The sequence below is a fragment of the Methylobacterium sp. 88A genome (assembly GCF_000376345.1).
GTDB lineage: Bacteria > Pseudomonadota > Alphaproteobacteria > Rhizobiales > Beijerinckiaceae > Methylobacterium > Methylobacterium bullatum.
The window spans coordinates 834,451-860,920 of record NZ_AQVT01000001.1 but is presented as its reverse complement, the minus strand read 5'-3'; the positions used below and the strand labels follow the sequence as shown (position 1 = coordinate 860,920).

Sequence of the window (26,470 nt, the reverse complement as noted above, 5' to 3'; positions counted from 1 at the left end):
AAGTAAAGCGCTTTCGTTCGATTCACGGGTCGTTAAACCGGTCTCAGGTCTGGCCGCGCTTCAGCTGGTAGAAGATGTGACGTCCGATCACGTCCATCTTCTGCAGGCGCCGGGACCAGCCCGGCTTCACGTAATCGGCGTGGTAATGCGTGGCGCCTCCGACCTCGCTGAGATAGGTGCGGCCTTCGATCACCGCGCTGGCGATGCGGGTGGCGCTCTGCCAGGAGGGGCCGTCGGTGATGCGCAGGGACTTGCCCTCGCAGGCGAAGGAGAACTGGCAGCCCATGTAGCGATGACGGTTCTGGTAGACGACGCCGCAGACATTCGACGGGTAGAGCCCGCTTTTCACGCGGTTGAGCACGACTTGGGCGACGGCCGCCTGGCCGTCCTCGGGCTCGCTCCGGGCCTCGAAATAGACCGCTTCGGCGAGGCAGCGTTGCTCGCGGTCGATGGAATCGGGGACGATCAGGTCGGCATAGCGGTGCCGGGCGTCCTCGGGGACGGTCTCGGTGATGCCGGAGCCGAGATCCTTTCGCGGCGAAAAGCCGGGAATCAACAGGCTGGCCGCCGCGACTTCGATGGGCGTGGCATCCGCCGGGGCCGGTGTCGTGGACGACAAGGCGATGGCGCGGGGAATGGCCGGCGTGGCGCCGTCCGACGGCTCATCGGTCTCCTCCTCGCCGACCATCTTGTGCGGGGGCGTGAAACCCGAAGCCGCTTCGAGGTCGGGCGACCAGATCGCGGAGCCGGGGACGAGAAGGCCGGTATCGGCGCTCGACAGGCCGACCCTGACGACGGGCGCCTTCATGTCCAAGCCGGCACCTGCCTCATGGTTCGGATAGAGCCGTTCCGTCGCCTTCGCATCGACGCGGCGACGAACCCCCGGCGTATCATGGGGCAGCCGCAGGGCGATCCTCGCTCCGCCCTGCCCCGTCAGGCCGGATGCGGAAGGGTCGGTTCCGGCGCTTGCCGTGAAGGAGACGACGAAGCCGAGGGCGAGGGTCCACGGCACCATGGAGGCGCGAAACCAGGGCCTTTGGCAGGGGCGGCGAACGCGTTTCGTACTCACGACCAAACAACCCGGTTACGGACCTGGCCTCGCTGGTCACGCTCGAGGGCGACCAGAAGGGATGATCCAAACTATCGGGCGTTATGGTTGCGAGTGTCTTAAGACGATGCACGTGATCGCGTCTCGCTAAGACCTCGGACGGTCGTCGCGAAGTTGTTCGGACGTATTGGAGAGCGATCAGAGGTTTCCGGGGCGACCGTGTGTCACTGCGAGGGCGCCCACGAGAGCATTGACGCTGGAGCGTCCCTTGCTCTCGGTAATGCGCTCCGCATCGGCACTGCTCTGCGTCGCGACCGCGAAGACGAGAAGAGCGATGGTCGCGACACCGCCGAGCGCCGAGACGACCCAGATATAGGCCTGCTGGACGACCCGTGGCACGGGCACGGCATGCGAGGTTTCGGAGAGGAATACAGGGGGTTGGCTCGAGTCGCTCATGGTCGGCGTTCCCGCGCGTTCAATGCCATCCCACCCAGCCGGGAGCGTCGTCGCGCTTTGGTCTGGCACTAGCACTCAACGTGCCGAAGCGACATCGGTTCAAGGGGTATTCGGAGATTTATTCAACGACATTTCCAATGGCGCAGCGCCACGAAAAAGGGCGGCCATCGGCCGCCCTTTCCAGTCTTCGAAGTCTCAAGGTCCGGCACTCAGGCGCGGGTCTTGTCCCGCATCGCGAGCGCTGCCTGAGCGGCGGCGAGACGCGCGATCGGCACGCGGTAGGGCGAGCACGACACGTAATCCAGGCCGACTTCCTGGCAGAAATGGATCGAGGCCGGATCGCCGCCATGCTCGCCGCAGATGCCGAGCTTGATGTCGGGGCGGACCGCCCTGCCCCGCTCGACGCCGATGCGGACCAGTTCGCCCACGCCTTCCTGATCGATCGAGATGAACGGATCGGCGGACAGGATGCCCTTCTGGGTATAGGCCCCGAGGAACGTCGCGGCGTCGTCGCGCGAAATGCCGAGCGCGGTCTGCGTCAGGTCGTTGGTGCCGAAGGAGAAGAACTCGGCGGTCTTGGCGATGTCGCCCGCGCGCAGGGCCGCGCGCGGCAACTCGATCATGGTGCCGACCTGGTAGGACAGCGCCGCGCCGGTCTCCTCGGTGACGGCCTTCGCCATGGCGTCGATGCGCGCCTTGACGATGTCGAACTCCATCTGGGTGAAGACCAGCGGAACCATGATCTCGGCGGTAACGGGGGCATCCGTCTCCTTGGCGGCCTGGACGGCGGCCTCGAAGATGGCGCGGGCCTGCATCTCGGCGATCTCCGGGAAGGCGATGGCGAGGCGGCAGCCGCGGAAGCCGAGCATCGGGTTGAACTCGTGCAGCTCGGTCATCCGGCGGCGGAGCTTCTCCTCGGACACGCCGGTGCTCTTGGCCACATCCTGCACTTCCGCATCGGTATGCGGCAGGAACTCGTGCAGCGGCGGATCGAGCAGGCGGATCGTCACCGGCAGGCCGGACATGATCGTGAACAGCTCGACGAAGTCCTGGCGCTGATAGGGCAGGATCTTGGCCAAGGCCGAGCGGCGGCCCTCGACGTCGTCGGCGAGGATCATCTCGCGGACGGCGACGATCCGGTCCCCTTCGAAGAACATGTGCTCGGTGCGGCAGAGGCCGATGCCTTCCGCGCCGAAGTTGCGGGCGGCGCGGGCATCGGTGGGCGTGTCGGCATTGGTGCGCACCTTCATGGTGCGAACCTTGTCGGCCCAGCCCATCAGGGTCGCGAATTCACCGGAGAGCGAGGGCTCGAGCATCTTCACTTCGCCGAGGAGGACCTGGCCGGTGGAGCCGTCGATGGTGATCTTGTCGCCGGCCTTCAGCGTCGTGCCCGCCACCGTGAGGGTGCCGGCCTTGTAGTCGACGCGGATCGTGCCCACGCCCGAGACGCAGGGCTTGCCCATGCCGCGGGCGACCACGGCGGCGTGCGAGGTCATGCCGCCGCGCGTGGTGAGAATGCCCTCGGAGGCGTGCATCCCGTGGATGTCCTCGGGGCTCGTCTCGATCCGCACGAGAATACACTTGCGCTCGGCCTTGCGGGCGGCCTCGGCATCCTCGGAATTGAACACGATCTCGCCGGTGGCCGCACCCGGGGATGCCGGCAGGCCGGAGGCGATGATCTTGCGTTCGGCCTTCGGATCGATGGTGGGGTGGAGCAGCTGGTCGAGGGCGGCGGGCTCGACCCGGCCGATCGCCTCCTCCTCGGTGATCAGGCCTTCGGCGGCGAGATCCACGGCGATGCGCAGGGCCGCCTTGGCGGTGCGCTTGCCGTTGCGGGTCTGGAGCATCCAGAGCTTTCCGCTCTCGATGGTGAACTCCATGTCCTGCATGTCGCGGTAATGGGTCTCGAGCAGCCCATAGATCCGTACCAGCTCGGCATAGGATTCGGGCATCGCCCGCTCCATCGACGGCTTGTCGGACTTGGCCTCGATCCGCGCCTTCTCGGTGATGTCCTGTGGCGTGCGGATACCCGCCACTACGTCTTCGCCCTGAGCGTTGATGAGGAACTCGCCGTAGAGCGCCCGCTCGCCGGTGGAGGGGTTACGGGTGAAGGCGACGCCGGTGGCCGATGTGTCGCCCATGTTGCCGAACACCATGGCCTGGACGTTGACCGCCGTGCCCCAGCTCTCGGGGATGCCGTTGAGCTCGCGGTACTTCTTTGCGCGCGGGATCATCCAGGAACTGAACACCGCGCCGATGGCGCCCCAGAGCTGGTCTTCCGCGTCCTGCGGAAAGTCCGAGCCGTGCTCGTCGCGGACGATCTTCTTGTAGAGACCGATCATGTGCTTCCAGTCCTCGGCACCGAGTTCGGTGTCGAGGTTGAAGCCCTTGGTCTCCTTGTAATGCTCCAGCGCCTCCTCGAAGGCGTGGTGCTCCACGTCGAGGACCACGTTCGAGTACATGGTGATGAAGCGGCGATAGGAATCGTAGGCGAAGCGCGGATCGCCGGCGCCCTCGGCCAGGGCTTCGACGGTGGTGTCGTTCAGGCCGAGGTTCAGCACCGTGTCCATCATGCCCGGCATGGAGGCGCGGGCACCGGAACGGACGGAGACGAGGAGCGGGTTCTTGGGATCGCCGAAGCCGCGCCCGGTGAGCGCACCCACCGCATCGAGGGCGGCCTGGACCTCGGCCTTCAGCTCGGCCGGGTATTGGCGACCGTTGTCGTAGTACCAGGTGCAGACTTCGGTGGTGATGGTGAAGCCCGGAGGGACTGGGAGTCCGAGATTGGACATCTCGGCAAGGTTCGCGCCCTTACCTCCGAGGAGGTTGCGCATGGAGGATTGACCCTCCGCCTTGCCGTCGCCGAACGAGTAGACCCACTTCGCCATCGTCATTGATCCGCTTACAACACTTCGGGGTAGCATACCCCTAGATGCCGCGTTGGACCATTGCATGCTGCAACGCAAGATGAACGGCCGTTCGAGGCCCGTTGCGTGTAACGAGAGACGAAATTTGTCATACGGCGATGTGACAAATATGCGTCATGCAGGGCGTGTCACCCCGACGAGAGGGCACCCGGCGGTTCTGCCTGCTTGCGCGCAATCATCGGTCCTGGCGAACCTCGCCCGAGGATCGCGGGCCGATGTCGGCGTTGCCGTCGCTCACGGATGAGGTTGTCTCGGCCCCGTGCCCGGACTCGATCCGCCCTCAGACCCGATATTTGCCGTTGCGCCGCACCAGCACCCGCGTGCCGACGGGGACGCGCTCGAACAGGTCGACGATGTCTTCGTTCAGCATGCGGACACAGCCGGACGACATCTGCTCGCCGATGCTCCACGGCTCGTTGGTGCCGTGGATGCGGAACAGGATGTCCCGGTTGTTCTGATAGAGGTAGAGCGCGCGGGCGCCCAGCGGGTTGTCGACGCCGCCCTTGCGGGTCCGCGGCAGGTCGGGGTTGAGGGAGACCATCGTGGTGGTGGGGCTCCAATCCGGCCACACGCCCTTGCGGCCGACCTTCGCCTCGCCCTTCCAGGAGAAGCCGAGCTTGCCGACGCCGATGCCGTACTGACGGGCCGTGCCGTCCTCCTGCACCAGGGCGAGCTGGCGGTTGTCGATGTCGACGACGATGGTGCCCGGCTTCTCCGCGCCGGTGTAGCGCACGACCTGCCGACGATATTTCGGATCGAGCCGCGACGTGTCCACCAGCGGGACGTCGTAGGGCTTGTCCGGCATCGAGCCCGTATACCAGGCGGCCTCTTCATCCTGCGCCACCGTCATCGGGCCACGGGAATTGCACGCGGCCAATGGAGCGATGACGAGCAGGCTAAGAAGGACGCGGCGGATATGCATGGAGGGCTCCACGAAAGTGGTCGTCGGGCGGATCATTGCCCTCATGACTACCGTCCGGTGGCCTCTGATGTTGTGTCTTTCACGTCGCAGCAGCAGGGAACATGCCCGTCCGGCCGGATTTACGAGAGGTAGTGGTCATGGACCCAGCCCGTCTGGCTGGGCTGACCTTGCGTATTCAGCACGCTCACCCCGAGCCATCTGCCATCGCGCTCGATCGGCTCCACCAGCGTCCCGGCGGGCAGCAGCCGGACCACGGGGAACGTCGTTCCAGGCCCCGTCCTCAGGTTGAGGCCCTCGGCGACATCGACCGTGAGGCTGATCCCATCGTTGTCGGCCCGGCCACCGAAGACCAGGCTGCGGAAACGCTCCATGTCGAAGGCGGGGCCGGGGTCCCATTTCCGGTCAGGACTGATGTCGTCATGGCCGACGATCTCCTCGACGCCATAGCGCTCCTTGAGGAGCCTCGCGATCTCCGCAGCCGCCTGGAACTGAACCGGGGGATAGGCCTCCCACGCGATCGGCCCCTTCACGCCGTTGGGATTGCCGTTCCGATGGGTGGCCATGTGCGGATGAGCGATGGTGACGCCCGTATGGGTCTTCCATTCGGTCCCGGCCGGATTGAGGTACCCCCAATTGGCGAGCTCGATGCCGATGGAATACTGGTTGAGGCCGGACAGGCCGCGCCATGTCGATTTGCCGGCATGCCACGCCACCTTGTCGAAGCGCACGCACTGGATGACCGATCCATCGCGGTCGATGACGAGATGGGCCGACGAACCCGGATTGTCCTTGCTTTGGAACCACTCGGCGCTGGATCTCGCGCTGGCTCCATAGGTGAAATGCATCGCCAGAAAGCGCGTCGGTGAGGGAAGTGCTCCGCCGGTATAAGGCGATGGTATGGAGGTGACGGGTTTGCCATCGCGGCGCAACTGATTGGCACTGATCGCGAACGCCATGATCCCCGCCCCCCTCCTGAGCCGCGTATGATTCGCGGCAGGACGATCATGTGGAAAAGCCAACGGATCATGCAACCTGAGATTTAGCTGTATATTTCAAGTTTGCACGGTCGGCGCCACCGCGCGGCCTGCGTTGCCCCGCCGGTCCGCACGGGGCATGCTCCCTACGACGCGGCCGAGCCGCCGGAAACCGAGGCGCAGACGCGATGGCCGATACTGAGACGCTCACGGTCGCGGAGATCGAGGAACCCCTCGCCGAGCTCGGGCCGGCGATCCATCTCGACCATTGCGTGATCCATGTCTCGGATTGGGAGCGGTCCACCGCTTTCTATCGCGACGTGCTTGGGGCCGAGGTGATCCCCCGTGGGAAGGGTGTCGCGTACCGGTTCGGTGGCGTTCAATTGAACGTCCATGGTCCGGGGCTGTCGCCGACGCCCCTGGCCGAGCGGCCGGTGATGCCCGGCGGCAGCGATCTGTGCTTCCGCTGGTCGGGTTCGATCGACGACGCGGTGGCGCATCTGGCGGCGCAGGGCGTCCCTGTCGAGCTCGGCCCCGTGGATCGCAATGGGGCTGCCGGCGCGGGGATCAGCGTCTATTTCCGCGATCCGGACGGGTCGTTGATGGAATTCATCACCTACCCGACGGAGTGACGGTTTCGGCTCAGGCGCGGCGTTCCGCCAGCTGCTGGTTCGTATGCTCGAGCCGCAGCGCGAGTTCCCGCATGACGGCGATGCTGATCTGCGGGAACTGAGCCAGGAGTTCGAGGAAGACGGTCCGATCGATACGGAGCGCCGTGATGGGGGTCTCCGCCTGGACGGTGGCCGAGCGCGGCTGGTCGGCCAGGATACCCATCTCGCCGACGAGGGCATTCGGCCCGAGAAGAGCCAGCCGGAACGGGCCGAACGTTCCATCGATGGTCACCGCCGCCGAGCCTTCCAGAAGAAGGTAGGCGGCGTCCGCCACATCGCCTCGGGCGAAGAGCTGCTGGCCGGCCTCGAAATGAACGCGCTCGCTCGTGAAGGCGAGGAGCTTCAGGCGCGACGGCTCGACACCGCGAAACAACGGCACCTGTCGCAGTGAGGATACCTCCGTGTCGAGGGTCATGATGCGTGGACCATTCTGAGCGCTCCGCTCGCAGGCGCCCAAAGCCGGGCGCCTCTACGTCCCGCGCATCCATGCGGTTTGCCCATCCATTGTCCAGCCCTGCCCGATCCACCCGCATGCCTCACCCTCGCGGAGATCGCCGAGGCGGTCCGCCGCCGCCGATCCATGGAAGTGACCGGCCGCATTCCGCAGCGAATTTCCGGCTTCGCCGAGGCAGATGACGACAGTGATGGACCGTGCACGACCAGACCGAAGCGGCCATTTGTCTTCGGCAAGGTCGGCCGAGGAACCATCGATATTGGCGAAGGTTGTTTAGTTCGAGAACCACATGCTGAGGAGGCGCTGATGGCATCAGGAAATTCTACCTCAAAGCGAGGTTTTGCATCGATGGATCTGGAGCGGCAACGCGAGATCGCGAGCAAGGGTGGGCGGAGCGTTCCGGCGGAAAAGCGTTCATTTTCCCAGGATCGCGAATTGGCCTCGTCGGCCGGTCGCAAGGGTGGCCAGTCGACAACCCCCGGGCGTCACGGCGAAGACTAGAGCCCGGATCATATCGAAACGAGGCGCGTGCCGTTTACCGGTGCGCGCCTTTTTCGTTGCGGGCGCCCTTCGGCCATCCGTTCCGTTTCGCGAAAGCGACCGTTGACGGCAAAAAACCCTCCGCGAAGAGCGAAGGGCTTTTTTCCGGTCTCTCGACCCAAAGAATACTCGGCTTGTTCGTCCAAGGCGTAACCTCATCCTGAGTGCCGCGCAGCGGCCTCGAAGGAGGTTTCCAGGGCTCGCTCTGCGACTGGAGGGCTCCTTCGAGGCCTCCGCTACGCTTCGGCACCTCAGGATGAGGTCGTCTGTTGGGAAAGTCTACTTTGGCGTGAATATCCGCTGAGAGACCCGATCGAGCAGGCTCTCAGGGACACCTCAGGCGATGCAGCGGCCCGGGATCATGCGACGCGCCTCCGGGCCTGCCAGTGAACTGATCGCTCCCTCGCAGCCATCGCGCATCGTCCGGCGCGGTTTCAGCACCGGCTTGTCGGTCATAGCCGAATTCTGATCGGACGCCGTTCCGGGAGCCCGACGCTCGACGGAGAGCGCTGTCGAGACACGGAGTGTCGTACCCCCGTCCTTCGTAGCCCCCATTGGAGTGAGGAAGATCGCCGGAGCGACGCTCACGGGCGCCTGCTGCGTGACAGTGGTGCCGGGGGGTGACCGAAGGTCGGCCTCGCGCTGCAGGATGGGATGCACCAGCATCGTCAGGAGTGCTGCAGGTCCACCGACACTCAGGATGAAACCGGACCGAAGCATTGTCGTAATCTCCAAACGGAGCTTGACAGGATGCTCAATAACCGAACCAGGCCGTTCCGGGTTCCTCGACTGGTCTAAAAACTTTATGACTAGTGAACAGGGCCCTCTTTGTTGCTAAAAATTTTCGACCAATGACAAACGGTCCACAGGTCGGCGTTGCATAAAAATCACGTCAATCCATAAAGCGGCGACATATGCATTTTTTGGAACCGTGTGGCATCTGGCTCGTTATCGAATCACCCGGCCGCCTGGTCCTCCCCCCGCATTCCCCTTGTGCATTGGCCGGAAACTTTTTGACGGGTCGGACTCAGTCCGGCCCGTTTTTTCATGGCCGAAGGGTTGGATCTCCAAAAGAAAAGCCCCGGTGCGAGACCGGGGCTGCTTGCTTCGTTCGAGGCTTGCCGCGTGTTGCGCGGCGCCTTGGTCAGGCCGTCTTCTCGCGCCGCCGGGCGCTCTGCTGGAAGAACAGCGCCTGGCTGATCACCGCCGACACATTGGCGGGCTGGAACGGCTTGGCGATCAGGAAGGCCGGCTCCGGACGTTCTCCGGTGAGGAACCGCTCGGGATAAGCGGTGATGAAGATCACCGGGACCTCGAAGGTCTTCAACAGGTCGTTCACGGCATCGAGGCCCGACGAGCCGTCCGCGAGCTGGATGTCCGCCAGGATCAGGCCGGGGCGTGAGCCCTCCGACGCGATCTTGATCGCCTCGGACCGTGTGCGCGCGACGCCGATCACATTGTGGCCGAGGCCTTCCACGAGGGCTTCGAGGTCCATGGCGATCAGCGGCTCGTCCTCAATGATGAGGATCTCCGTCGCCATGTCGGCCGCCAGCTCCCGCCCCGCTTCGTCGACGAGGTCGCGCACCTGGCTGACGTCGACCTCGAGGATCACGGCGGCATCCTCCTCGGAGAAGCCTTCGAGGCAGGACAGCAAGAACGCCTGACGAGGCAGCGGCGTGATCTGGCCGAGGCGCACTTCGGCGGGCAGGTCATGCTGGACATGATCGCTCTGGCCGTTCACCGAGAGGGAGTTCCAGATGCGCGTGTAGACGCGGAACAGGTCGGCCTTGACGTTGGTGCTGCGCCCCAACGTATCCGGCTCGTTCACGAGCGTTTCCAGGGTGGCGGCCACATAGGCATCGCCGGCGACCTGGCTGCCGGTAAGCGCCCGCGCGTAGCGGCGCAGGTACGGCAGATGTTGCACGACGAGTTGAGCTGTCGACATTAGATCCCCTTAGGCTCTGCCGTTCTTTATGGTCGCCACCGCCACAACGCGGATCGATGGGCTGTGTTCCGCTACGCCCGGAACCGATTGTATGGCGCTGCGTTGCAGGTGCAGCCATGACTTATGTCAAGCCGCAAAACAATCGCGGCGATGCCACCGCGTGGCATCAAGGGGATAACCGAATGGACGATGACGAGACGGGCCGCATCTCCGTGCCGGAGACGCGATCGGAGCAGGTACATGAGCCGAGACCAGAAGGCCCCGATTCTCACCGCTTGAGTGACCTCACTCAGAAGCGGATCGGCATGCACTTGCGCGCCATGTACGACACCATCGTTCAGCAGCCGGTCCCGGATCGCTTTCGCGACCTGATCGCCCGGATGGACGAATCCTCGGTTCAAACCCTCGACGACGTTTAGGTTACAATACGGATCATTCGTCTGACGTGTGCACCGGCACGATGGCGGTCGTCAGACCGGGCGACGATTGAAGAAAAGCCGCCGGATCATCCGGCGGCTTTCTCGTTTCCGTGCCTATTCGACGCCGTTGCGCCGAGACGTCCTCCCGTTAGAGGGTCGGCGAGCGACCGCGCATCAAGCCGATCACGGCCGAGATGGCGAACAGGACGATGGCGACGAAGAAGACGAGCTTTGCGGCTTCCATGGCGGTGCCGGCAATACCACCAAAGCCAAGCAGAGCGGCCACGAGAGCGACGACGAGGAATGTTACAGCCCAACCAAGCATGGTCCGGATCCTTTTGAAGCTGGCGCGACCTGTGCCGCGACCTCATGACAGCAATAACGCCAAGTTCTCCGGCCGGTTCCTGACTTTGACACAAAGCGGTCACGATTGATTTTCGGCCGTCGCTCGTCGTGGTCACGGCTTGCGGGACTCCGGGTTCTATCATTTGGACTCACGCCCTTCCTGCGTCTGTCTGGGGCGGATGTGACGTCCGTTCGGCCGCGCGCATCGCAGACATGCGTCATATCGACGGGTCTCTTGTCGGCGCCCGGAGGACAGACCCACATAGCTGTTGACGTCAGAGTGGAACCCGGTGTCCCATGTGGCGTTCGTCACCTGTTCCCGAACACGGATGCAATCTGATGAGAGAGTCGCTGGCCGCATCAATCGCACGACGCTTCCTGGATGCGGTCGCCGCTGCCGCTCGCGGATTCGTACAGGTCGTCGAGGGCACCTCCCCCACTCCCCAGCTTGTGCCGGTTCGGGTGCGGGGCGCGCGTCGGCGCTGATCAGTAGGTGAGCGTCGAGCGGAGGCCGAACACGGCGCCGCCCTTGATGCGCTGGCCGGGGCGGTTCGGATCGGCGGCACCGCCGCCGGGATGGAAGACGTATTGGATGTCCGGTTGGATCGTCCAACCGGGCACTACCGCGAAAAGATAGGTCGCTTCGATCGTGGCTTCGTAGCTGCGCGGAACATGGAACCCCGTGCCGAGTGAGAGCCGGTCCAAGTCGTAGCGCCGGGCGTTCTCGCCGATCCGAGCGTAAATGACGCTCAGGCCGAAGGCGTCTTTCGGACGACCGGGTGTCATGCCCGTGACCACGATTCCCCCATCCGTCCAGAGATCGATGAGATTCCGGTCCGAAGGGCTCGTCGAAAGGCGGGCATAGGCGGAGATCCCCTCAATCTCGTTGCCGCCCGCGGGCCGATACAGCTGCGCATCGACGACCGCATAGGCGCCGCTGGTGCCGGCGTGGCGGCGGGCCGAGCCGCCGCTGCGTGGGTTTGCCAGGGAAAGTCCCGTCCGGTCGTAGCGGTCATCGTCGAAACGTCCGAAATGCCGGTACCCGCCGAGCTTCAGACTTCGACCGAGCCCGTCGGGGCCGGGCACCGCGCGAAACTGGACTTCGCCCATCACCAGGGGGGCGTCGTTCAGTCGAAAATTCAAACCTGTCCGGTTGACGCTCGCCTGATCGCCGGGATCGCCGTTGAAGATGGCGACGAGCCCGCTCACCGAAGCATCGGGCCTCCAGCGCAGCCTCATGCCGGGGGTCGAGATCGGATAGGCGGGGCCGCCGCTCGGGAGATTGGCCCCGGTGATGGTCGGCCAGTCGTTGCTGAGGAAGATCTTGCCGGTCTCGGACGAGAAGAACTCCCCATCCGCCACCAATTGCCCGAAGCGCAGGCTCAAGTACCGGTCCTCCGAGGTCCGCTCCAACCAGAGTTCCGAAAGGCGCGTCGAGGGATAGGCTTCGATGTTACTCACCGTGATGAGCCGCTGGAAGCTCCGGTCGCGCAGGCCGCCGGTGTCGTGGATCTGGAAGACGTTGGCGAAGCCGCTCCAGCCGGTCCAGCCGGCGAGGCGGTCGAAATCGACCGTGACGGCGGTCTCGAACTTGCCGGCATGGATCGCGCCCTGCCTCACCCCGCCGGACAGGTTGCCGAGGACCTCGTTCGTATAGAGCAGGTTGTAGTCGATGCCGCGCGCCGCCAACAGGCTGCGGAAGCCACCCGGATCCCCGAATGCGCCGAGCGACGTCTGGATCGAGGGGGGACGATCGGGTTCGAGGGGAGCCGATTGCGCCGGACGATCGTCCACCGCCCCCGTCTCACCGGGGTCCGACCATGCGGGATCGACCGACAGGAATGCGAAAACGGCGGCGACCATCCGTGTCGGCGCCCTCTGTCGTCGTGCGATCATCCTCATGCTGATCATCGACGCCTCTTCTCGATAGTATAGCCTATGCTATATGATTGGGCAAAGCTTCACCGTCCGGTGCCGCGTCGCGGCCCGGGTGGGGGCTGTGTGGTGTCCGCCCGTCGCCCGTCAGGGAAGCGGGCGTCGGACCTTGTGCGTCAGGCGCCCGTGACGGTGTCCACCAGGAGCTTGACGTTCAGGACGACGATGATGGCGGCGATCACCCAGGCGAAGAGCTTCAGCCAGGCCGGAATCACCAGGGCGCCCATCTTCTGCTTGTCCGACACGAAGCGCACGAGCGGGATCACGGCGAAGGGCAGTTGCATGGACAGGACGACCTGGCTGAGCACCAGGAGGCGCGCGGTGCCATCCTCCCCGTAGAGCCCCGTCACGACGACGACGGGGACGATGGCGATGCCGCGCGTGATCAGGCGCCGCGCCCAATCGGGAATGCGCAGGCGCAGGAAGCCTTCCATGATGATCTGGCCGGCCAGCGTCGCGGTGACGGTGGAGTTGAGCCCCGAGGCCAGGAGCGCCACGGCGAACAGGGTGGAGGCGATGCCGGCTCCCAGCAGCGGCGACAGCAATTCGTAGGCCTGCTCGATCTCCTGCACGTCGGTGCGGCCGGTGGAATGGAACACCGATGCGGCCATGATGAGGATCGCGGCATTGACGAAGAGAGCCAGCATCAGGGCGATGGTCGAATCCGTCACCGCGAAGCGCAGGGCGCCCCGGCGTCCTTCCTCGGTGCGGGGATAGGCCCGCGTCTGCACGATGGAGGAGTGCAGGTAGAGGTTATGCGGCATGACCGTGGCGCCGATGATGCCGATGGCAATGTAGAGGGCGGCAGGGTTGGTGACGATCTGCGACGAGGGGATGAAGCCCGCGAGCACCGCCTGGATCGGAGGCGCGGCGAGCGCGATCTGGATGCCGAAGCATACGAAGATCACCAGCAGCAGCGCGATCACGAAGGCTTCGAGCGCCCGGAAGCCGCGCCGCATCAGCAGCAGGATCAGGAACACGTCGAGGGCGGTGATGATCGCCCCGATGACGAGGGGAATGCCGAAGAGCAGCTTGAGGGCGATGGCGGTGCCGATGACCTCGGCGAGGTCGCAGGCGATGATCGCCGCCTCGCAGGCGATCCACAGCACGAAGCTGACGGGCCGGGGATAATGATCGCGGCAGGCCTGGGCGAGGTCGCGGCCGGTGGCGATGCCGAGCCGGGCCGAGAGGGCCTGCAGCACGATCGCCATGAGGTTCGAGAGCAGGATGACGGCCAGCAGCGTGTAGCCGAATTGCGATCCGCCCGCGATGTCGGTGGCCCAGTTGCCCGGGTCCATGTAGCCGACGGAGATCATGTAGCCCGGCCCGATGAAGGCCAGCAGCCGCCGCAGCCAGGAGCCGTGGGACAGCACGGGAATGCTGGCATTCATGCGTCCGAGGCTCGGCTGTTCGTTCGTCTCGCGGCTGAAGCGCCACCCCCGGTCTTCGTCGAGCCTGTCCATGCCGCGTCTTCCGTCGAGCTGAATCGTGGGTACCGCACTGCACCCGGAACGGCATATAGCATCGGCTATAATGGAAAACAAAGGCTAAGATACAGGCTCGCGCCTCCGTCCTGCGAGTGTCGTAGGAAGGGCACGAAACGCCCGCTGCCGAGTGGGGGGCGGGTCCGCTCTCGCGTTCCCCTGTCGGGCCTCCAGCGGGACGCACGGGGAGGGATCGGCCCTTCGCCGATGGGCGAAACTCGGTGGTCTACCCCGTTGCGAAGGCGCTCGCCTCGGCCGTAGGCAGGACGGGCGTCCTAGCGGACGGTTTCCGACGGGTTAAGAGAACGATGCGGTCGATGTACCCCGGCAGGAGACGGACGAGTTTCGCGGCGCAGACGCGCGTCGTCGCCCCGGTCATGGCCGGGCTGATCCTCGGCCTCGGCAGTGTCGTTGCCGGATCGAGCCTGGTTCAGGCCTCCGAGCAGGGAGGCATCTTCAGTTTCTTCGAAGAGATGTTTCGCGGTCCGGCGGTGAAGCCGCAGCCCGCGCCCGTCTCGATGCCGCGCCCTCCCCGGCCCCGCTACGCCTCCCTTCCCACGACGAGCCGCATCACGGCGGTCCAGGCGCCGCGCCAGACGCCACGCCTCGCGCGTCTCACGCGCCCCTCCCCCGCCCGAGCGAGCCGCGCCGCATCCGCTGCGCTGACCGCCTCGGCGCTGGGCGCCCGCACGGTCTGCGTCCGGGCCTGCGACGGCTACCTGTTCCCCCTCGGGCGCCTGGCGTCCCGCTCCGACATTCCCCTGCACGAGGCGGCCTGTGCCGCGTCTTGCCCCAACGCCGCCACCAGCCTCTACACGCTGGGGGCGAGGCAGAACGATCTCGACCGGGCCGTCGGTCTCGACGGGCGTCCCTACCGCGCCCTCCTCGTCGCGAACCTATACCGCACCAAGCGTGTCGAGCAGTGCTCCTGCCAGCCAGAAGGCGCGGCGGCGGCGCCACTCCCGATCGAGCGCGACCCGACCGCACGGGTGGGCGACGTGGTCGCCACCCCATCGAGCGCCCGTGTGGTGGTCTCCACCCGGCCCGGCGGTTTCACGGTGGTGGATTTCCGCGAGGCCGGTCTCCTCTCACCGCGCGAGCGCCGCAGCATCGATCGCAAGATCGACGTCGTCCGGCGAGAGGCCGATGCCCGCGCCGCCGAGCAGGATGTCCGTCAGGCCGGCCGAACGGTCGACCGTGCCCCCCGCATCCGTGTGGCGCAGATGGGCTCCGGCGATGGCACCGGAGGCTTCGGCACCGTCCGGCGCCGGCAGGACGCAGATGCGGGTTTCGCCATCGTCCGCGTCGTGGTGTCCTCGCCCTTCACCCGCTGACGTCGTCCGCCGCCATCACTGCCGACCGGGGCTTCCGTTGTGGCTCGCCCCGCGATGGCTTAGGGGCGAACAAGAGTGTGATCGTTCCAGGTACCGCATGACCAAGACCAGCGACGACGGCGACACCGCGGTGGATCCGAACTTCGACGGGGCGGCGCCGGCCAACGGCGAGACGGTGAGCCTGTCGCCGCTGGTGCGCCGGCGGATCTGTCCCAACGCCAGTCCGTTCACGTCGAGCGGCACCTGCAGCTACATCGTCGGCCGGGGCGAGGTCGCGATCATCGATCCCGGTCCGGCCGATGCCGCTCACGTGGCGGCGCTGGTCGCGGCCATTGCCGGCGAGCGGCTCACCGCCATCGTCGTCACCCACACCCACCGCGACCACTCGCCGGGCGCCCGGCTGCTGCAGGCGGAGACGGGCGCGCCCATCGTCGGCTGCGGCCCGCATCGCGCCGCCAGAAACCTGGCGGAGGGCGAATTCCCGCATCTCGACGCCAGCGCCGACCGGGACCACAGGCCCGACCGCCAGATGAACGAGGGCGACACGCTGGAGGGGCCGGGCTGGACCCTGCGGGCGGTGGAAACGCCGGGTCACACCATGAACCACCTCGCCTTCGCCCTGCCGGAGGAACAGGCCCTGTTCTCGGGCGATCACGTGATGGCGTGGTCCACCACCATCGTGGCCCCCCCCGACGGTTCGATGCGCGCCTACATGGCCTCGCTCGACGCGTTGCGCGGGCGCGACGAGACGATCTATTGGCCGGGCCATGGTGGCCCGGTGCGCGATCCGCGCCGCTTCGTCCGGGGCCTCGCCGCCCACCGGCGCCAGCGCGAGAGCGCGATCCGCACCCGGATCGAGGCCGGGGACCGCGATATCCGCTCCATCGTCAGGGTGATCTATCAGGGCCTGAGCGCCCCCCTTCAGGGTGCGGCGGCGCTCTCGGTCTTCGCCCATCTGGAGGATCTCGTGGAGCGCGGGCTCGTCGTCACCGACGGCCCGCCGCGCCTCGACAGCGTCTACAGGCCGGCCTGACACCGGCATCGTGTGATGGCCGCGGATCGAGCGGTCGCTCCAGGTCCCCCCTTTGCTTCGGGGTTACTGGATTCGCCCATTTCGAAGGAGGCGCGGCTTTCCTCCCCCTTGTGGAGAGGAGTCGGAGGTGGGGGTGGTTGGGTGACCCTCAGGGCGTGGAGGCCCGCGGAGCCACCCCCACTCCTAACCTCTCCCCACAAGGGGGAGAGGGACGCGGCCTGCCTAAATGGACAGGGGTGAATGTCGTAGCCTTCCGAGATTGGAAGTGCGCGCTTCGCCTTCAACCGAAGCCAACCGCCGAAGCCGGGAGAACCGACCGTTCACTTGACGGCGATGGCGAGGTTGGCGACCTCGTCGAGATAGCCCCGGATGGTGTCGGCATTGGCGCCGAAATCTCGGTCGCCGATACGGGAGGCGGAGCGCACGTCGATCCGGGCTCCGTCCGCCCTCGGTCGCACACGGACCGTGATGTCGCTGGCGAGGTTCAGGATGAGTCCGCGCGTCACCGCTTCGATCCGGCCGTTGCCGACGCGGCCTCCGGGGCGGATCGCCTCCACGATCTGCCATTTGCGGTTCACCGCGGCCTTCCGGGCGAGTTCGAACGCGGCGTTGGCGTCGAGGTCGAGGGTGAGCGGGGCGATCTGCAGATAGGAGGCGCGCTGCGCAATCCGTGCCTCGGGGCCGGGATCGGGGGGATAATGTCCTTCGCGCGCCGCGAAGGCAGCATGCGAGCGTGAGAAGGCGGGTGGGTTGTCGGTATCGGTGGTCACGTCGGTGATGGCGGGAAGCCGCAGGCCGCGCAGCCCGACGAAGACCGGATAACCGAGGGTGATCGCGGCGAGGAACAGGCCGGCGAGAGCGCTTGCCACACCGCGCGCTCCCTCGCGCCAGACCCGGACGAAGGCGAAGACCGCAAAGCCGATCGCGATCACCGCCAGGACGAGGCCGGATGCCAGTGTCACCAGCGCGGGCCCCTCCTCCGCCCTCGGATCGCGCACCAGAACGAGGGCGAACAGGGTGACGAGGACCGACAGGATCGCGGTCCCGCGCGAGAGCGGTCCGGCGCGGGTGATGGGCTCCTCGATAAGCGAACGACGCATGATACGGGTGAAATCGCTGTCCGGGAGATCGCCGCGCCATCGGGAGATGGTGCCCGCGCGCCTGAGCCCAAAGCTTTACCGGGCCTCGCTTTCCGACGCCACCCGCGAGATGGCCGCGCTTTCGATGCCGCCCGCTTCTGCTATAGCGGCCTCCACATGAGTCTCACCGCAGCGCCCCGCACCCCCGTGCCCGATGGAGGATCGGAAGACCCGTTGAGGGTCTGGTTCCGCTTCATCCGCCTGAACCGGAGGGTGACCGCCGCGATGGCGACGGAGCTGCGCGGCCTCGGACTGTCGATTCCGCAATTCGACGTGCTCTCGACGCTCACCGAACGCGAGGGCCTGACGCAGCAGGATCTCGCCGCGCGCCTCTACGTCACCAAGGGCAACGTTTCGGGGCTGATCGACCGGCTCGTGCAGGCCGGTTTCGTCGAGCGCCACGCCATCCCCGGCGACCGGCGCTCGCACGCCCTCCGCCTCACACCGGCCGGAACCGAGATCGCGGCCCGCGGCATCGCCGCGCAGAAGGCCTATGTCGCCCGCACCCTCGGCACCCTGCCGCGGGACGACATCGCGGCCTTCGAGCAGCTCGTTCTCAAGTGGCGCGACGTGGCCCGCGCCGATTCTGAGACCTGATCCCGGATGGTGATGAGGCGCCCTCTCCTCGTCGGCCCGCAGGATGGCGGAGATTCGCCGCACGCGCCAAATCCCCGGATGGTCAGAGTGATTGACGGATCACCGGGCGTCCCTCGGCCTCGACCTGCGGGTCGATCTGGCGGGCGGCCCGCAGGCCCGCCTCGATCGCGCCTTCGACCCAGCCGGTCTTCAGGCTGGTGAAGTCCCCGGCGAAATGGATGCGGTCCTCGGGCGTCGTCCATTCGCGGATCATCCACCCGCCGCCCAACGGAGGCGAACCGAACGAGCCCCTGATCCAGGGCTGCTCGGTCCAGGCGAAGTCCTTCACCGTGATCACCTCGTCGAACAGGTCGGGCATGTCGGCGCGGAACTGATCGACGGTCACCTGAGCCCGCGTCTCGCGGGGGCGGGCCAGGATCGCCTCCGCATTGGCGCCGTTGAGGTAGAAGAAGACGTTTCCGTGCGAGCCGGTCTCGTTGCCGGTGATGTCGATGACCCGCTCCCAGGGGCGGTCACCGCCGGCCATCGGCCAGCCATGGACGTTCTTCGAGAGCCACGAGGGTGTCTTGGTCTGCACGATGACCTTCACGGTCTTGTCCCATTCCATCTCGGCGAACATGCGCCGCTTGGCCTCCGACCAGCCGGGTTTCACGTCGATGCCGCCGAGGACGCTGAAGGGGATCGTGGACACAATCGCGTCGCCGGAGAAATCGCGGCCGTCGCGGGTGCCGACTCGGACGCCGCCGCTGGTCTGCTCGATGCTGACCACCTCCGCCTTCAGGACGATGTTCGCGGGGCCGATGGCCCCCGCCAGGGCCATGGGCAGGCGGTTGTTGCCGCCTTCGATGCGGAACACGTTCTGGTCGCCGAAATGATAGGCGAGGTCGGGAATGGCACCCAGGGCCTGCGAGCGGCTTGTGAAGGTGCCGCCATGGGCATCGAGGAGCTGGCAGAAGGCATCCGATGCGCCGACGCCCTTCACGAGGTCGCCCACCGTCACGTTGTCGTAGCGGGCCAGGGAATCCGGGTCGGGCCAGCGGGAATCGAGCACAGAATCGGTATCGAGCCCCGCCCTGTAGAGATAGCGGTTGAGGCTCGTCGCGACGCTGACGTTGCGCTCCTCCCGTGAAACGGCCCAGGGCCAGTTGGCGAGGTCGGCGCCCGTGCCGGTCTGCCCGCCGACCATGTAGCGGGGAAGACCGTCGTTGAGGCTGAGGAGCGGCAGGTTGAAGCGCCGGACGTAGCTCAGCACATAGGGCATGTTGGATCGGAAATGCCCGCCGCCGGCCTCCGTGAATTGACCGTTCTTGAGCGGAAGGGAGAGGAGCCTGCCGCCGATGCGGTCCTGATACTCGATGACCGTGACGCGGTGTCCACGGCGCAGGAGCGCCAGCGCCGCCGTCAGCCCGGACATGCCGGCACCGAGGACGAGCACGTGTTTTCGGGCCTTGCCGGTCTGCGCGAGGGCGGGTGAGGCGACGAATGGCAGCGCCGCCGCGAAGGCCGTGCCGGCGACGCCACGGAGAATGTCACGCTTCGTCGGAGCCAGAGGGCCGCCGGCTTCGAAACCGGCGCGGTCGTCACGGATCATCGTCGGGTACTCACCGGAAAAGCAGGGAGGGTGGCGCAATGGCGAGGCATCTTCGATGCGCCATCTCCCCATTGTTGTCGCGCCATCGCGCGGCCGCTCGGGACGGCGCATGGCGCAACCAAGGGCCTCTCTATGGCGGGCGGGAATGTGGCCGCGTACCGGTAAAAATTCCCCTTCCATCCGCCTCGGGACGCCCCCCGATGGCGCGTTCTACTCGGCGATCCGGTCGAGCAGGGCGGCGAGATCGCCGATCGATGCGATCACATGGTCTGCCAGCGGTGCCATGACCTCGCGGGCTCCCTCCCCCAGGGGGCCGCTCAGGACCGCGATGGTGACGGCCCCGGCCGAGCGGCCGGCGACGAGGTCATAGGGTGAATCGCCCACCATCGCGATCCGCCCCGGCGCGACGTTAAGATGCGCCGCGAAGGCGCTGACCATGCCGGGTTCCGGCTTCGATCCGTGCCCGGAATCGTAACCAGCGACGTAGGTTAGATGCCGTGTCAGGCCGAGAATATCGGCCTGCGCCCGGGCCGAGGCTTCGGCGTCGTTGGTCGCGATTCCGAGGGCGTAACCCGCATCAGCGAGACGCTGCGCGGTCGCCGCCGGATCGCCGATGGGACACAGATGCGCCAGCCCTTCGCGGCGGAACAGCCGGTCCATCTCTCCGTAGAGGTCCGGTCCCGCCGGGCGGCCGAGCACCTTGGCCCAGATCGGGCCATAAGCGGCCGAAGAGCCCGCGATGAGGGGGGACGTCGGCAGGAAGCGGCGCTCCTCTTCGACGTAATGGCTCACCGCCATCAAGTCTTCCAGTCGGACGCGCTCGCCCCCGGCAAGGTCATCCATGACCGCATACGCTGCCGGACCCCAGGTCCGGTCGAAATCGATGAGGGTGCCGTCTTTGTCGAACAGGATGCCGGCGAGACGGCGTGGCGTCGTCACGGTCAAGCGCCGGCCCTCACCTTCTCGACATCGAAGACGCCGGCGCGATCTCGCCGCACGATCCTGTCGCCGGGCTCGAACACGCCCAAGGCCACGTCACGGTCCGGCAGGATGACGGTGGTGGATGTGTTGAGATGGACGAGGACGAGCCTGTCCTGCGCCAGCGAAGCGGCGGCCCAGCGCCGCAACTGTGCGTAATACGGCTCGCGCCGCCAGGCGTTAGGCTGGCCGGGGTCGACCTGGACGTTCATGTTCTTCGTCACCGGGTCGAGGGCGAGCACCATCTTGGCTTTCTCCGGCTTCCACTCGCCCCCGAGCCAGGCTTCCGTCATCCAGAGGCAGTGGAAGGCGCGGCAATGGTCCGGCCGTGTCGGATGGATGGCGCAGCCCCTGCCCTGCCTGGTGTGGCGGCACCATTGACCGGCGACGCTCTCCACCGCCGGGACGTCGTAGACCTTGCAGCACAGGGTGCAGGTTCCGCAGGAGCGGCCGGGCGCCGGATGGGCCACGAAGGTTGCGGGATCGAGCATGGTCCTGACGTTCCGTGCGGGCGCTGCGGTGACGGGATGGGTTTGTGAAGGCGCGCCGGGTCGCTAATGTGGCATCGCATGAACACGGGGCCGAACCGGCCCGCTTCCACAGGTAACGGCAGGCCCATGCTCTCGAACCTCGCGACCCGCGACGTCGAAACGCTGATCCATCCCTACACCAACCTCTCCACCTTCCGCGAGACCGGCCCCCTGGTGCTGGAGCGCGGCCACGGGGTCTGGGTCTATGACAGCGACGGCCGGCCCTATCTCGAAGGCATGGCCGGCCTGTGGTGCACGGCGCTGGGCTATTCCAACGAGGAACTGGTGGAGGCGGCGAGCGAGCAGATGTCGCGCCTGCCCTTCACTCACCTGTTCTCGGGCCGCAGCCACGATCCGGCGATCGAGCTCGCCGAGACCCTGAAGGAGCTGATGCCGATCCCGACATCGAAGATCTTCTTCACCTCGTCGGGCTCCGAGGCCAACGACACCCAGGTGAAGCTGACCTGGTATCTCAACAACGCGTTGGGCCGCCCCGCCAAGAAGAAGATCATCTCGCGGATCAAAGGTTATCACGGCGTCACGGTCGCCACGGCCTCGATGACCGGCCTCACGGCCAACCATGCGGATTGGGACCTACCGCTGCCGGGCTTCCTGCATGTGGGCTGCCCGCATCATTACCGCTTCGCCGAGGCCGGCGAGACGGAGGAGGCCTTCTCGCAGCGCCTCGCCGACGAACTCGAGGCCCTGATCCTCCGCGAGGGGCCTGATACCGTCGCCGCCTTCGTGGCGGAACCGGTGATGGGTGCTGGCGGCGCCATCGCCCCGCCGGCCGGCTACTTCGCCAAGATCCAGGCCGTGCTCGACCGCTACGACGTGCGCTTCATCGCCGACGAGGTAATCTGCGGCTTCGGGCGCCTCGGCACCTGGTTCGGCTCGGAAGCCCTGGGAATGCGGCCCGACAGCCTATCCTTCGCCAAGGCTGTGACATCGGGCTACATGCCGTTGGGCGGCATCAGCATCGACGAGCCGCTCTACAAGGCTCTGGTGACGCAGAGCGCCAAGCTCGGCACGTTCGGCCACGGCACAACCTATTCCGGTCACCCCGTCGCCTGTGCCGTCGCGCTGAAGACCATCGAGATCTACAAGCGCGACCGCATCGTCGAAGGCGTCGCCGAAAAGGCTCCTCACTTCCAGGCCCGGCTCTCGGCTCTGGCCGACCACCCCATCGTCGGGGAGGCGCGCGGACTCGGTCTCATCGGCGGCCTGGAGATCGTCGCCGACAAGTCATCCAAGCGTCAGTACGAGCCGAAAGCCGGCGTCGCGGCCCGATGCGTCGCCTTCGCGCAGGCCGAGGGTCTGATCGTCCGGTTCCTCGCCGGTGACCGGGTCGCTGTCTGCCCTCCCCTGGTCATCTCGCACGACGAGATCGACACGCTGTTCGACCGCCTCGGTCGTGCTCTCGACCGGACCGAGGCCTGGATCGCGTCGGAAGGTCTGAACGCAGCGCTTTAGAGTGCCTCACAAAACTCCCGATCACGGTCGGTTCTCGCTCCACGCACGACAGCGCAGCCGGAGTTTTGTGAGCGACACTCAGAGCCGCGCTGCCACAGAAAAGTCCAGATCTTCCGCGTCGCAATGAAGGTCAGATTGCGTTGCGGAATGGTATTTTTTATTTTTCCAATATTGCTTGTGTGTGTCACAAGACACGCAGCGCGGCGAGATGAAACTCTACCCTGGTAAAGTCTCGCCTATCCTTAAGCTCCCGTTCATGATCCTTCGCCGCATATGGATCTCGTGCCGCACAGCGCCGGTCCGGGTCGAACCTCTTGCGGGTGCCCGAGAGACTGGCGTGATCGTCAACCAGACAAACGAGGATCTGGTGGCGTTCCGACACCGTGAAACAGGACCCGTTCCCATGTCCCGCCCCGAACAGAACCAGCGCGCAGCCATGTCGTCGACGCCCCGTGCGTCCGGTCTGGTAACCGATCGCGAAGGTTTCCGCCCCGTGGCACTGCCCGCCCTTGCCGCTGCGGTTCACGTCTCGGCGTCCGCTGCGAAAGAGGCGGCCCGGAAGATTGCCGCCCGCCGGCAGCTCTCCCGCTTCCAGCACGAGGATGCGCCCCTCGTCTGAGGCTTTTTCCTCCCGACCGAACGCCTCACGGCCAAATCGTGCGACCAAGCCTTCACGGGCTTGGTCAATCAGGTTCGATCATCGGAAGCTCGATCACCGGAACTTGGCTGTATCGGATTCGTGCCCCCCAGTGCGATGAAGCCGCATCGGCTCTGCGCTCGAGGACGATGACATGTTGATCCTGCCGACGAGACGGCAGTTCCTGACCGGGATCGGTGCGAGTACGAGCCTCGTGGCTGCCACGGGCGCTTATGGCTTCGTGATCGAGCCACGCCATCGACTCGTGGTGACGCGCTACGCTCCCTCCCTCCCGGGCTGGACAGAGGGATTGACGCTACGAGTCGCCGTCCTCGCGGATTTTCACGTGGGCGAGCCGACCATGCCGCTCGACCGGATCGCCGAGATCGTCGATGCGACGAACCGGCTCGAACCCGATCTCATCCTGCTTCTGGGAGACTATCCGTCCGGCCCCAGCGTGACCACGCGCAAGGTGCCGCTCGTCGAGTTTGCACGGGTGATCGGGGGGCTGCGAGCCCCGCTCGGTGTCCATGCCGTCCTCGGCAATCATGATTGGTGGGATGACGAGGTCGCGCAGGCGAGACGGCGCGGGCCTGTGGAGTCGCAACGCGCGCTGGAGGCACGCGGCATTCCAGTGATGGAGAATACGGTTCTCAGGCTGGAGAAGGACGGTCGCCCGTTCTGGATTGCCGGGCTCGGAGATCAGGAACCGTTCCTGCCGCGGGGCGATCGGCGCGGCCGCGACGATCTGCCCGGCACCCTGGCGCAGGTGACCGACGAGGCTCCGATCCTCCTTATGGCGCACGAGCCCTACATCTTTCCTACCGTTCCGGGGCGTGTCTCGCTGACCCTGTCCGGGCATACGCATGGTGGCCAGGTTCGGATCTTCGGCCTGTCGCCGCTGAGCCCATTCGCGCGCGGCAAAGATCTGACCTACGGCCATGTCGTCCACGGCGGACGGCATATGATCGTCTCCGGCGGCTTCGGCGTCAGCCGTGTCCCGATCCGGATCGGGGTGCCGCCGGAAATCGTCCTTCTCGAACTCGGGAGCGTGGCGCCGCCGACGTCGGTCGAGGCAGCGCCGCCCGCCTGACGGAGCGCTACTTCTTCGCGCCGATGCTCACGGTGCCCTTGGTCGAGGGGGCCGCGGCGATCGTCTTCACGACCGGCTTCTTCGGCTTCTTCGCTTCGCGGCCACCGCGTGGTTTCTCACTCGCCATGATCGTCTCCTTGGATCGTCGGAACACGAGCATGCCACGGATTCGGCGGCAGGCGACATGAAATAACGCATCGGCATTGATGGCGGCTCACAGACCCCCGCGACCGGGTGGCATTACCGGGATCGCGTCGGCGATGGAGATCCCGCTCGGGTCGATGCGGCAGCGATGGGCATGGATCTCGACCCCGCCCGCAGCCGCCCTGGCGAAGGCCCGGTCGAAGGCCGGGTCGAGGTCCCGCGCCACGTCGAACCGCTCGGCCTGCATCTGCACCACGATGATCAGCATCGCCCGGCCGCCCTGAGCGACGACCTCCGTCAGCTCGTCCATGTGCCGCGCGCTGCGGGCGGCGACGCAATCGGGAAACTCGGCGAGGCCCGGCTCGCGCAGGAGGTGACAATTCTTCACCTCCACGTGGCAGGGCGGCAGCCCCTCGCCCGTGGCCAGGAAATCGACTCGGCTGGCACGACCGTAGCGCACCTCCGGACGCAGCGAACCGTATCCCACCAGCGGCGGGAGACGCCCCTCGGCGAAGGCCTCGGCGACGAGGGCATTGGGCCGCATGGTGTTGATGCCGACCCATTGCGGACCGCCGGGAAGGTCCGCCTCCACCAGTTCCCATGAAAAGCCGAGCTTGCGCGCCGGGTTGGTGGAGGCGGAGAGCAGGACGCGCGATCCGGGCACGACGAGGCCGAGCATGGCGCCCGGATTGGCGCAATGCGCGGTGACGAGGCTGCCATCCGCCAGCTCGATATCGGCGAGGAACCGCTTGTAGCGCCGGACGAGCCGGCCCTCGATCAGCGGCACTGCGAACTTCATCCGGTGAAACTCCACATCCGAGCGGGTGCCCCGCCCTATCAGCAGCCTGCCGGCCGGACCAGGGAGCCGCCATGGTCAGGTGGGCATCGTCGCGCTACGTCGTGGTCCATCGCCACGCGACCGCCACGGATTCCGATGACAGACCCCGCTCCTTACCCCATCACCGCCGCGATCCTCGTCATCGGCGACGAGATTCTGTCCGGGCGGACCAAGGACAAGAACATCGGCACCATCGCCGATTACTGCACGGCCATCGGCATCGACCTGCGGCAGGTCCGCATCGTCCCCGACGAGGCCTCGGAGATCGTCGATGCGGTGAACGCATTGCGGACCCGCTACACCTATCTCTTCACCACCGGGGGCATCGGTCCCACCCATGACGACATCACTGCCGATTGCGTGGCGGCCGCCTTCGGCGTGACCATCGATGTCGATCCACGAGCCAAGGCCATGCTGCTCGAGCGGCACAAGCCGGAAGACCTCAACGAGGCCCGGCTCCGCATGGCGCGTATTCCGGCCGGTGCCGATCTCATCGCCAACCCGATTTCGAAGGCACCTGGCTTTCGCATCGGCAACGTCTTCGTCATGGCCGGTGTGCCGGCGATCATGCAGGCCATGCTGGATGAGATCGGCCCCACCCTCGCGACGGGAGCGCGCGTCCTGTCGGAGACGATCGAGGCCGGAAACCTGCCCGAAGGCAACTATGCATCGGGCCTCGGTGAGATCGCGAAGGCGCACCCCGGCGTCTCCATCGGGTCCTATCCTTCGATGACGCAGCAGGGTTTCGCCAATCGGATCGTGGTGCGCGGCAAGGATTCGGATGCGGTGGCCCGAGCCCGGGTCGAGATCGCCGACCTCGTGGCGCAATTGAAGGCCGCCGACGGCAAGGCATGACCGTATCGAGGTCGGGACCACCGGCAGCGAGACCGCGCGCACGGAGATGAATAATGCCCGAGCGGTCGCGCACGCTCCGGTTCAGCGGCTCGATGGCACGATGATCCC

The 26,470-nt window shown here is 66.4% G+C and carries 26 protein-coding genes; 10 read left to right on the top strand and 16 right to left on the bottom strand.

The window, feature by feature from the left end; translation table 11 throughout:
• Nucleotides 1-43: 43 nt before the first annotated feature.
• The 5 genes from A3OM_RS0103980 to A3OM_RS23460 form a co-directional block, all read right to left on the bottom strand.
• The gene (locus A3OM_RS0103980; RefSeq protein WP_018042431.1) at nt 44-1,015 is read right to left on the bottom strand and encodes a cell wall hydrolase; all 972 of its coding nucleotides are present in this window, start codon (nt 1,013-1,015) and stop codon (nt 44-46) included.
• 231 nt (nt 1,016-1,246) lie between these two features.
• Nucleotides 1,247-1,504: a hypothetical protein gene (locus A3OM_RS0103975; protein WP_026175690.1), complete on the bottom strand. Its 258-nt coding sequence runs from the start codon at nt 1,502-1,504 to the stop codon at nt 1,247-1,249.
• A gap of 209 nt (nt 1,505-1,713) precedes the next feature.
• On the bottom strand, nt 1,714-4,392 hold the full coding sequence (gene ppdK, locus A3OM_RS0103970) for a pyruvate, phosphate dikinase (RefSeq protein WP_026175689.1): 2,679 nt from the start codon (nt 4,390-4,392) through the stop codon (nt 1,714-1,716).
• Nucleotides 4,393-4,711: 319 nt separating this feature from the next.
• Nucleotides 4,712-5,353 (bottom strand): L,D-transpeptidase, encoded by a 642-nt coding sequence (locus tag A3OM_RS0103965; RefSeq protein ID WP_043764447.1) that lies wholly within the window; start codon nt 5,351-5,353, stop codon nt 4,712-4,714.
• Nucleotides 5,354-5,472: 119 nt separating this feature from the next.
• Nucleotides 5,473-6,309 (bottom strand): N-acetylmuramoyl-L-alanine amidase, encoded by an 837-nt coding sequence (locus tag A3OM_RS23460; RefSeq protein ID WP_081612619.1) that lies wholly within the window; start codon nt 6,307-6,309, stop codon nt 5,473-5,475.
• Between the two features lie 206 nt (nt 6,310-6,515).
• On the opposite strand from A3OM_RS23460, the gene A3OM_RS0103955 reads away from it, so the two are divergent.
• Nucleotides 6,516-6,959, top strand: a complete 444-nt coding sequence (locus tag A3OM_RS0103955; RefSeq protein WP_018042426.1) for a VOC family protein — start codon at nt 6,516-6,518, stop codon at nt 6,957-6,959.
• A gap of 10 nt (nt 6,960-6,969) precedes the next feature.
• Here the strand turns inward: A3OM_RS0103955 and A3OM_RS0103950 are convergent, their stop codons facing one another.
• Nucleotides 6,970-7,413, bottom strand: coding sequence for a cyclic nucleotide-binding domain-containing protein (locus tag A3OM_RS0103950; RefSeq protein WP_018042425.1), 444 nt, complete (start codon nt 7,411-7,413; stop codon nt 6,970-6,972).
• Nucleotides 7,414-7,758: 345 nt separating this feature from the next.
• Here A3OM_RS0103950 and A3OM_RS26650 point away from each other — a divergent pair, with 345 nt between their 5' ends.
• Nucleotides 7,759-7,953, top strand: a complete 195-nt coding sequence (locus A3OM_RS26650; protein ID WP_027172650.1) for a KGG domain-containing protein — start codon at nt 7,759-7,761, stop codon at nt 7,951-7,953.
• Nucleotides 7,954-8,328: 375 nt separating this feature from the next.
• Here A3OM_RS26650 and A3OM_RS0103945 read toward each other — a convergent pair whose 3' ends face one another.
• The gene (locus tag A3OM_RS0103945) at nt 8,329-8,712 is read right to left on the bottom strand and encodes a hypothetical protein (RefSeq protein WP_018042424.1); all 384 of its coding nucleotides are present in this window, start codon (nt 8,710-8,712) and stop codon (nt 8,329-8,331) included.
• A gap of 424 nt (nt 8,713-9,136) precedes the next feature.
• Nucleotides 9,137-9,937, bottom strand: coding sequence for a response regulator (locus A3OM_RS0103940; protein ID WP_018042423.1), 801 nt, complete (start codon nt 9,935-9,937; stop codon nt 9,137-9,139).
• 116 nt (nt 9,938-10,053) lie between these two features.
• On the opposite strand from A3OM_RS0103940, the gene A3OM_RS26260 reads away from it, so the two are divergent.
• Nucleotides 10,054-10,356, top strand: a complete 303-nt coding sequence (locus tag A3OM_RS26260; RefSeq protein ID WP_147832250.1) for a NepR family anti-sigma factor — start codon at nt 10,054-10,056, stop codon at nt 10,354-10,356.
• Between the two features lie 148 nt (nt 10,357-10,504).
• Here the strand turns inward: A3OM_RS26260 and A3OM_RS25010 are convergent, their stop codons facing one another.
• The 3 genes from A3OM_RS25010 to A3OM_RS0103920 all read right to left on the bottom strand — a co-directional run bounded on the left by A3OM_RS25010 (nt 10,505) and on the right by A3OM_RS0103920 (nt 14,099).
• Entirely contained in the window at nt 10,505-10,681 is a 177-nt protein-coding gene (locus A3OM_RS25010) for a DUF1328 domain-containing protein (RefSeq protein WP_003599466.1), read from the bottom strand.
• 506 nt (nt 10,682-11,187) lie between these two features.
• Entirely contained in the window at nt 11,188-12,564 is a 1,377-nt protein-coding gene (locus A3OM_RS0103925; RefSeq protein ID WP_018042421.1) for a carbohydrate porin, read from the bottom strand.
• Between the two features lie 188 nt (nt 12,565-12,752).
• Entirely contained in the window at nt 12,753-14,099 is a 1,347-nt protein-coding gene (locus A3OM_RS0103920) for an Nramp family divalent metal transporter (protein ID WP_018042420.1), read from the bottom strand.
• Between the two features lie 329 nt (nt 14,100-14,428).
• Here A3OM_RS0103920 and A3OM_RS23440 point away from each other — a divergent pair, with 329 nt between their 5' ends.
• Nucleotides 14,429-15,454, top strand: a complete 1,026-nt coding sequence (locus tag A3OM_RS23440) for a DUF2865 domain-containing protein (RefSeq protein ID WP_245257753.1) — start codon at nt 14,429-14,431, stop codon at nt 15,452-15,454.
• Between the two features lie 97 nt (nt 15,455-15,551).
• A complete protein-coding gene (locus tag A3OM_RS0103910) occupies nt 15,552-16,487 on the top strand; it encodes an MBL fold metallo-hydrolase (protein WP_018042418.1) in 936 nt (311 codons plus the stop codon).
• Nucleotides 16,488-16,807: 320 nt separating this feature from the next.
• On the opposite strand, the gene A3OM_RS0103905 is transcribed toward A3OM_RS0103910, so the two are convergent.
• Nucleotides 16,808-17,587: a DUF1499 domain-containing protein gene (locus tag A3OM_RS0103905; RefSeq protein ID WP_018042417.1), complete on the bottom strand. Its 780-nt coding sequence runs from the start codon at nt 17,585-17,587 to the stop codon at nt 16,808-16,810.
• A 156-nt stretch (nt 17,588-17,743) separates the two neighbouring features.
• Here A3OM_RS0103905 and A3OM_RS0103900 point away from each other — a divergent pair, with 156 nt between their 5' ends.
• Nucleotides 17,744-18,223 (top strand): MarR family transcriptional regulator, encoded by a 480-nt coding sequence (locus A3OM_RS0103900; protein WP_051074297.1) that lies wholly within the window; start codon nt 17,744-17,746, stop codon nt 18,221-18,223.
• 82 nt (nt 18,224-18,305) lie between these two features.
• Here the strand turns inward: A3OM_RS0103900 and A3OM_RS0103895 are convergent, their stop codons facing one another.
• The 3 genes from A3OM_RS0103895 to A3OM_RS0103885 form a co-directional block, all read right to left on the bottom strand.
• On the bottom strand, nt 18,306-19,814 hold the full coding sequence (locus tag A3OM_RS0103895) for an NAD(P)/FAD-dependent oxidoreductase (protein WP_018042415.1): 1,509 nt from the start codon (nt 19,812-19,814) through the stop codon (nt 18,306-18,308).
• 210 nt (nt 19,815-20,024) lie between these two features.
• On the bottom strand, nt 20,025-20,753 hold the full coding sequence (locus tag A3OM_RS0103890; protein ID WP_043764297.1) for an HAD family hydrolase: 729 nt from the start codon (nt 20,751-20,753) through the stop codon (nt 20,025-20,027).
• A gap of 2 nt (nt 20,754-20,755) precedes the next feature.
• Nucleotides 20,756-21,283 carry a hypothetical protein gene (locus A3OM_RS0103885; RefSeq protein ID WP_018042413.1) on the bottom strand — a complete coding sequence of 176 codons (528 nt, stop codon included), beginning with the start codon at nt 21,281-21,283 and terminating at the stop codon, nt 20,756-20,758.
• Between the two features lie 126 nt (nt 21,284-21,409).
• Between A3OM_RS0103885 and A3OM_RS0103880 the strand changes: the two genes are divergently transcribed.
• The 3 genes from A3OM_RS0103880 to A3OM_RS0103870 all read left to right on the top strand — a co-directional run bounded on the left by A3OM_RS0103880 (nt 21,410) and on the right by A3OM_RS0103870 (nt 24,525).
• The gene (locus A3OM_RS0103880; RefSeq protein ID WP_018042412.1) at nt 21,410-22,795 is read left to right on the top strand and encodes an aminotransferase; all 1,386 of its coding nucleotides are present in this window, start codon (nt 21,410-21,412) and stop codon (nt 22,793-22,795) included.
• Between the two features lie 403 nt (nt 22,796-23,198).
• Nucleotides 23,199-23,414: a hypothetical protein gene (locus A3OM_RS25575; protein WP_056158621.1), complete on the top strand. Its 216-nt coding sequence runs from the start codon at nt 23,199-23,201 to the stop codon at nt 23,412-23,414.
• 172 nt (nt 23,415-23,586) lie between these two features.
• Entirely contained in the window at nt 23,587-24,525 is a 939-nt protein-coding gene (locus A3OM_RS0103870; protein ID WP_018042410.1) for a metallophosphoesterase, read from the top strand.
• A 214-nt stretch (nt 24,526-24,739) separates the two neighbouring features.
• Here A3OM_RS0103870 and sfsA read toward each other — a convergent pair whose 3' ends face one another.
• Nucleotides 24,740-25,468, bottom strand: a complete 729-nt coding sequence (gene sfsA / locus A3OM_RS0103860; RefSeq protein WP_018042408.1) for a DNA/RNA nuclease SfsA — start codon at nt 25,466-25,468, stop codon at nt 24,740-24,742.
• A 135-nt stretch (nt 25,469-25,603) separates the two neighbouring features.
• Between sfsA and A3OM_RS0103855 the strand changes: the two genes are divergently transcribed.
• The gene (locus A3OM_RS0103855) at nt 25,604-26,362 is read left to right on the top strand and encodes a molybdopterin-binding protein (RefSeq protein ID WP_018042407.1); all 759 of its coding nucleotides are present in this window, start codon (nt 25,604-25,606) and stop codon (nt 26,360-26,362) included.
• Nucleotides 26,363-26,470: the final 108 nt, after the last annotated feature.